The sequence below is a fragment of the Streptomyces albiflavescens genome, from assembly GCF_014645835.1.
Taxonomy (GTDB): Bacteria; Actinomycetota; Actinomycetes; order Streptomycetales; family Streptomycetaceae; genus Streptomyces; species Streptomyces albiflavescens.
Window position 1 is genome coordinate 207,302 of record NZ_BMMM01000013.1, and the last position, 6,751, is coordinate 214,052.

Consider the following 6,751-nt stretch of genomic DNA (forward strand, 5'->3'; position numbering starts at 1 on the left):
GGGGCGAGGTCACCGCGGTTCGTCGCTCGCACGGGGGCGGCCGCCGTCAGACAAAGATGACGTGGGAGGCGGCCGGGACAGCCACTGAGCCCGCACGGTGGGGGATGCCTGTTGTGGGGGCGATGTCGAACCATGTGACATCGCCCGAGCGCTCGTTCGCGACATACAGGCGGGTGCCCGACGGGTGCAGTGCCAGGTCGCGTGGCCAGTGGCCCCCGCACGGAACCGACGCGACCACCTCCGCCTTCTCGCCGGTCTCGTCGAGTGCGAGTACGACGATGGTGTCGGGGCCGCGTACCGCCACCCACACATGCCGGCCGTCGTGTGAGACGACCGGGGCCGACGGGGAGACGGGGCCGTTGACACCGTCCGGGAACAGCTGAGTTTCCCCAGCCGGCTCGAGCACACCGGCCGCAGCGTCCCAGCGGCACACGGTCACGGTGGGGCGGAGTTCGCCGAGCACATAGGCGTGGCGTCCGGCCGGGTGGAAGGCAAGGTGTCGTGGTCCGGTGCCGGGCGGCAGCGCGGTCTCCCTGTGCAGTGTGAGTTCTCCCGCCTCTGCGCCCAGGGAGTAGGACCGCACCGAGTCGGTGCCGAGGTCGACGGCGAGTGCCCAGCGTCCTGACGGGTCGGCAAGCACTTGGTGGGTGTGCGCGGCGAGCTGGCGGTCAGGGTGTGGTCCTGTGCCCTCGTGGCGTAGCACGCTGCTTGGGGGTTGTGGGGTGCCGTCGGCGGCGAGCGGCAGAACGGTGACGCTGCCGGAGCCGTAGTTGGCGGTCAGCAGATGGCCGTGGGCGATCGCGAGATGTGTTGGCTCATCTCCGCGCACCGCCACAGGTGAGCAGATCGGGCGGGGGTTTGGACCGGTGATGTCGTAGGCGGCCACCGCCCCCGGTGCCGTTTCGGATACGGCGTACAGAACCGGGCCGGCCTGAGTGTGGTGTACGGCGAGATACGACGGGTCGGCGACGCCACCGATGGCGCCGGTCACGGTCAGCGCTCCGGTGTTGGGATCCACGTCGGCCACGACAATCCCACGCCCGCCTGCCGAGGTGAAGGAGCCGATGAAGGCTCGCCTCATGCCCTTGTCATCCACAGCGTCCTCCGCCCTGGCCGCACGCGGGGCGACGCTAGCAGGCGGTCTCGTCGCGGCTGTGCCCGGCGACGCGGGCACCGTCACGAGTTCAGCAGTGTGGCGGTAGGTGCCCTGGGCTGCCCGCCCGGTCCTGTGGCAGTGACGTGTCGCCGGGGTCAGGCTGGGAGTAAGAGGGCGAGTCAATTACGGGAGGCATGGTGGGCAACCTGGTCGTCGTGGGAGTGGATGGCTCGCCGTCCGGTCTCGCAGCCGTGGAGGCGGCGGCTCGGGAAGCCCGATGGCGTCGTGCGGAGCTTCGGGTGGTGCATGCCATCTGGCCAGTCATCACGCCCGGGCATGTGCCGATGGCCGCTGCGCCGTTCGGCCCACCCGAAGGCGTGCTGCCGGAAGCGGTGGAGCGCCTGGTGACTGAGGCGCTGCACCGTGCCGGCAACGTGGCACCTCAGGTGGAGGCCACCCATGAGGTGGTGGCCGGTGAGGCGTTGACGGTGCTGGAGCATCAGTCGCGCGATGCGGATCTGGTGGTCGTCGGATCCCGGGGCAGGGGAGGCTTCGTCGGGATGCTGCTGGGATCGACGGCGGTGTACCTGACTGCCCACGGCCAGTGTCCGGTGATGGTGGTGCGGGAGCAATCGGATGCCACCGGACCGATCGTGCTGGGCGTCGACGGGTCGCGGGCGGGCGAGAAGGCGGTCGACTTCGCGTTCGCCGAGGCCGCGCTGCGTGGGGCTGAAATCGTCGCCCTGCATGCGTGGACCCCGGACAATGTTCCCCTGCCTCCGCCGCAATTGCCGGACGCGCACCGGCCGGGCACGGTCGCCGAGGGCGAGGAGCGTCTGCTGGCCCAGGCGCTCGCGGGTCGTCAGCAGAAGTATCCGGACGTGTCCGTCAGGCATGAACTGGTGCACGGTGTGCCCCACGAGGCATTGATCGAGGCGAGCGGGACCGCCCAGCTCATGGTCGTCGGGGCCAGGGGAAGGGGCGGCTTCACCGGGTTGCTCCTGGGATCGGTCAGCCAGGCTCTGCTGCATCACGCTCACTGTCCAGTCACCGTCGTCCGTGGCAAGGAGTGACGCGTTTTCACTGAAACGGCGGATCGCCGAAGCGGCCGGATCGCGACCCGGTTCGGCCGCTGAGAGCGTGGGGGCAAGGTCTGTGCGGTGAGCCATCGCCGCCGTTTCGATGGCGGGGCGCCTGGCAGGAGGGATGCAGCAGTTGAAGACATTTGTGATGAAGGAGATCGGGCGTGTGGGCTTCTTGGAGAAGCCTGTTCCGCAGCCGGGTCCGGGCGACGCGGTCGTGCAGACGACCAGGGCCCTGATCTGCACCTCGGACTCCCACACGGTCCAGGGTGGCATTGGTCCGCGGGAGAACCTGACGCTGGGCCACGAGGCGGTCGGCATCGTGCACGCAGTGGGCAGCGAGGTGAAGGACTTCCGGCCCGGCGACCGTGTGCTGGTCGGCGCCATCACCCCTGACTGGGGTGACCTGGCCTCTCAGAACGGGTACCCGTCGCAGTCCGGTGGCCCGCTCGGCGGCTTCAAGTTCGCGAATTCCAAGGACGGCGTCTTCGCGGATTACTTCCACGTGAATGACGCCGACGCCAATCTCGCGAAGATCCCTGATGGCATTTCTGACGAGGCGGCGGTCTACTGCGCGGACATGCTGTCGACCGGATTCATGGGAGCGGAGAAGGGCAACATTCCGGTCGGCGGAACCGTGGCCGTGCTGGCGCAGGGGCCGGTGGGCCTGATGGCGACCGTAGGAGCGCGGCTCCGCGGCGCCGGGCTCGTCATCGGGGTCGAATCGGTCCCCGACCGGCAGAAGCTCGCGCGCACCTACGGCGCGGACGAGATCGTGGATTTCACCAGCGAGGATGTCGCCGAGCGGATCCATGAACTGACGCAGGGCCAGGGAGTCGACACCGCCATCGAGGCACTCGGCGCGGACGTGACGTTCCAGACCGCAGTCAGGATCACCAAGCCTGGAGGCACGATCTCCAACATCGGTTATTTCGGCGAGGGGGAGTTCGTACGCATTCCCCGCGTCGCATGGGGCGTCGGCATGGCCGACAAGACGATCGCCACCGGCCTGTGCCCCGGAGGCAGGCTGCGCATGGAGCGGCTGCTGAGGGTGCTCGAGACCAAGCGCGTCGACCCCTCGCACATGACGACCCATGAGTTCGGCTTCGACGACATGGAGCGTGCCTTCGAGGTGGCGGACAAGAAGCTCGAGGACGTCGTCAAGGTAATGATCACCTTCTAGACGCGATCATGCGGCCGCACGGTTGATTCGGCCCCGCGGAAGAGAGACGGCATGCACGATCCTGATCCCCCCTTCCGGCCGATCCGCCAACGGGAGGGCTACCTGCCGCTGGAGGATCTCGGCCTCATCGGCGACGGTGCGACGGCCGCGCTGGTCGGAATGGACGGTTCCATTTCCTGGATGTGCCTGCCCCGATTCGACTCCGAGCCGCTGTTCTGCGGCCTGCTGGATCAGGCACGCGGAGGGCACTTCACCCTGGCCCCGGACGACCTGGTCGAGGCCCGGCAGCGCTATGAGCCCGACACGGGCGTACTGATCACCGAAATGCGCAGCCGCACCGGCGTGGTCCGCGTCACCGACGCCCTCGCCCTGCGCTCCGGCACCGATCTCACCGATGACGCCCCGGCGGACCGGGCCGAACTCGTACGATCGGCCCTGGTCCTGGACGGCAAGGTCCGCCTGCGGATGGGCGTGGAACCCCGCGGCGGCGGGCAGGTGCGGCCGCTGTTCAGCGGGCTGGAACTGCGACCGTCCCGACGGCCCGACCTGCGATTGCATCTGCGCTCCAACCGCCCCCTCATGGGCCTGCACAGCACACACGACCTGCAACAGGGCGATCGCCTCGATCTCGTGCTGTCCTGGGGCCGCTTCCACCGCCACCACCGGTTCGACACCGACGCAATGCTGCAGGCAACCGCCGACGCGTGGCAGCGCTGGATGAAGCACTTCGCCTACAGCGGCCCCGAGGAACCCTTGGTGCGGCGCGCCGCGATCACGTTGAAACTGTGCGACGACTGGGCCAACGGCTCGCTCGTCGCGGCGCCGACCTCCTCCCTGCCCGCACCGGTCGGCGGGATCCGCAACTGGGACTACCGATATGCCTGGATCCGCGATGCGGCCTACGCCGTCTTCGCCCAGCGCCGTATCGGATTCGGTGGCGAGGCCGATGCTTTCCTCGGCTGGGTCCTGGACGCCTTCGAGTACAGCCGGCGACCCCGGATCATGTACACCTTGGGCGGCAGCCTGGTGCCGGACGAGGTCGAGGACACCGAACTGGCGGGCTATCGCCGCTCCACCCCGGTGCGATGGGGCAACGGCGCGGCCGACCAGCGCCAGCACGACGTCTACGGCGAGATCCTGGACTGCGCCGACCAGTGGCTGATCTCCGGCGGCGAGATCCAGCCCGCGCTGTGGGCCGGCCTGGCCGGGCTGGCCGACACCGCGGCGCACGCGTGGCGCCAGCCGGACCAGGGAATCTGGGAGGTCCGCAACGAGGGCCGGGTGTTCACCTACTCGGCCGGGATGTGTCACGTTGCCCTGGACCGGGCCGCGGCGATCGGTGAGCGGCTCGGCCTTCCCGGGCGGATCGGCATGTGGCGGGATTCGGCCGACCACCTGCGCCGACTCATCCTGGACAAGTCCTGGGACGAGAAGGCGCAGACGATCAGCGCGCATCTGGACGGCGGCGGCACACTGGACGCCAGCCTGCTCGCGCTTCCGCTGCGCCACGTCGTCCCGGCCGATCACCCACGGATGGCGGCCACCACCGCGGCCATCGCCGAGCGTCTGTCAGCCGGTGACGGCCTGCTCTACCGCTACCTGCACAACGAGTCACCCGATGGTCTGGCCGGTGACGAGGGGGCCTTCGTGCTGTGCAGCTTCTGGCTGGTCGACAACCTCATCGGACAAGGCCGCATCGAGGCGGCCGAGGAGCTGTACGCCTCGCTGTGTGCCCGCGCGAGCCCGCTGGGGCTCCTGTCGGAGCAGATCGACCCATCCACAGGAGAGTTCATGGGCAACTTCCCTCAGGCGTTCAGCCACATCGGGATCATTGCCAGCGGCGTGAACCTCGCCCGAGCGAAAGCAGACGCCACCACATGATCAACCGGCTCGTCATCTTCGGCGCGACAGGCGACCTCACCGCACGCTATCTGCTGCCGGCCCTGGCCGACCTGAGGGCGGCAGGACACCTCGGCGATCACTTCCAGCTGACCGGCGCCAGCCGTGAGGACTGGGACAGCGAGCAGTACCGGGAATGGGTGTCCACGCAGCTCACTCGCCACGGCGGCACCTGCCCGGCCGACACCAGGAAGGCCATCGCGGACGCGGCCCGCTACCAACGGGCCGACGTCACCGACCCCGTCGACGTAGCCTCGGCCATCGCCGGTGAGGGACCCGTCGCTGTCTACCTCGCCCTCCCTCCGGCTCTCTTCCCCGTCGTGGTCACCGCACTGCATAACTCGGGCCTCCCCGCAGGCAGTCGGATCGTGCTGGAGAAGCCATTCGGCGAAGACCTCGCCGGCGCACAGGAGCTGAACCGGCTCCTCGCCGACCTCGTGCCGGAGCAGGCCCTGTTCCGCGTCGACCACTTCCTGGCCATGACGACCGTCCAGAACGTGCTCGGCAGCCGACTCGCCAACCGCGTGCTGGAGCCCATTTGGAACAGCACCCACATCGCCCAGGTGGACATCGTCTGGGACGAGACGCTCGCGCTGGAAGGCAGAGCCGGCTACTACGACACCGTCGGCGCGCTGAAGGACATGGTGCAAAACCACCTGCTGCAGTTGCTCTGCCTGGTGGCCATGGAACCGCCGATCACCCTCGGCGAGCGGGACCTGCGCAACCGGAAGGTCGACGTGCTGCGGTCGGTGCGGCTCCTCACCGAGGACGACGTCGTACGCCGCACGCGCCGTGCACGCTACCTACCCGGTCGGATCGGTGACCACGACATCCCCGCCTACGCCGACGAAGAAGGCGTGAACCCGGCCCGCCGTACCGAGACCTTCGCCGAGGTGGAGCTGGAACTGGACAGCTGGCGCTGGGCGGGAACCATCTTCCGGCTCCGCACCGGCAAGGCACTCAAGGCCGACCGCAAGGAGGTCGCGGTACGCTTCCGGACCGTCCCCCACCTGCCCCTCGGCCAAAGCGGCGAAGCCCTGCCCAACGTGCTGCGCTTCGGACTCGAGCCAGAGGGGCTGGCCCTGGACCTGACCGGCATCGGTTCCCGTGCCCACACCCTCACTCCGCTCTCGCTGACCGCGCAGATGGAACCACCCGAACTCCCCGCCTACGGCCGACTCCTCCTGGACGTGCTGACCGGGGATCCCGCCATGTCCATCCGCGGCGACGAGGCCGAAGAAGCCTGGCGGGTCCTGACCCCCGTACTGACCGCCTGGGAAAGCAACCTTGTTCCGCTCGAGGAGTACCCGGCCGGCTCCGACGGGCCGGCCCCCCGGCAGGAATTCGGAGACGGGCAGTGGCGGCGCGACGATCTGCTCCACGCCGAGGCAGCGACACCGAGACAGCCTTCCTCCTGATACCCCGGAGTGGCGCAGGCGAGGATCATCCCCGCGAGCGATGCGGGCCCGGATCGTGGCGTGGCCGGCGCCG

The 6,751-nt window shown here is 69.2% G+C and carries 5 protein-coding genes; 4 read left to right on the plus strand and 1 reads right to left on the minus strand.

All coding sequences use genetic code 11. The annotated features are described in order from the left end of the window. Positions 1 to 46: 46 nt before the first annotated feature. Entirely contained in the window at positions 47 to 1,081 is a 1,035-nt protein-coding gene (locus tag IEY95_RS31685) for a lactonase family protein (RefSeq protein ID WP_189189599.1), read from the minus strand. Positions 1,082 to 1,290: 209 nt separating this feature from the next. Between IEY95_RS31685 and IEY95_RS31690 the strand changes: the two genes are divergently transcribed. The 4 genes from IEY95_RS31690 to IEY95_RS31705 all read left to right on the plus strand — a co-directional run bounded on the left by IEY95_RS31690 (position 1,291) and on the right by IEY95_RS31705 (position 6,678). Continuing rightward, complete coding sequence (locus IEY95_RS31690; RefSeq protein WP_373294576.1) at positions 1,291 to 2,169, plus strand: universal stress protein; 879 nt, start codon at positions 1,291 to 1,293, stop codon at positions 2,167 to 2,169. A 133-nt stretch (positions 2,170 to 2,302) separates the two neighbouring features. Next, complete coding sequence (locus IEY95_RS31695) at positions 2,303 to 3,361, plus strand: NAD(P)-dependent alcohol dehydrogenase (protein WP_308429360.1); 1,059 nt, start codon at positions 2,303 to 2,305, stop codon at positions 3,359 to 3,361. Between the two features lie 51 nt (positions 3,362 to 3,412). Then, positions 3,413 to 5,242, plus strand: a complete 1,830-nt coding sequence (locus IEY95_RS31700; RefSeq protein WP_189189601.1) for a glycoside hydrolase family 15 protein — start codon at positions 3,413 to 3,415, stop codon at positions 5,240 to 5,242. Next, positions 5,239 to 6,678 carry a glucose-6-phosphate dehydrogenase gene (locus tag IEY95_RS31705; RefSeq protein WP_189189602.1) on the plus strand — a complete coding sequence of 480 codons (1,440 nt, stop codon included), beginning with the start codon at positions 5,239 to 5,241 and terminating at the stop codon, positions 6,676 to 6,678. Before IEY95_RS31700 ends, IEY95_RS31705 begins: the two co-directional genes overlap by 4 nt. The last annotated feature ends 73 nt before the right edge of the window (positions 6,679 to 6,751 follow it).

Coding starts and splice junctions, on each gene's coding strand:
- IEY95_RS31705 (WP_189189602.1), top strand. CDS start 5,239: ATGATCAACCGGCTCGTCATCTTCGGCGCGACAGGCGACCTCACCGCA.
- IEY95_RS31690 (WP_373294576.1), top strand. CDS start 1,291: ATGGTGGGCAACCTGGTCGTCGTGGGAGTGGATGGCTCGCCGTCCGGT.
- IEY95_RS31685 (WP_189189599.1), bottom strand. CDS start 1,081: ATGAGGCGAGCCTTCATCGGCTCCTTCACCTCGGCAGGCGGGCGTGGG.
- IEY95_RS31700 (WP_189189601.1), top strand. CDS start 3,413: ATGCACGATCCTGATCCCCCCTTCCGGCCGATCCGCCAACGGGAGGGC.
- IEY95_RS31695 (WP_308429360.1), top strand. CDS start 2,303: ATGCAGCAGTTGAAGACATTTGTGATGAAGGAGATCGGGCGTGTGGGC.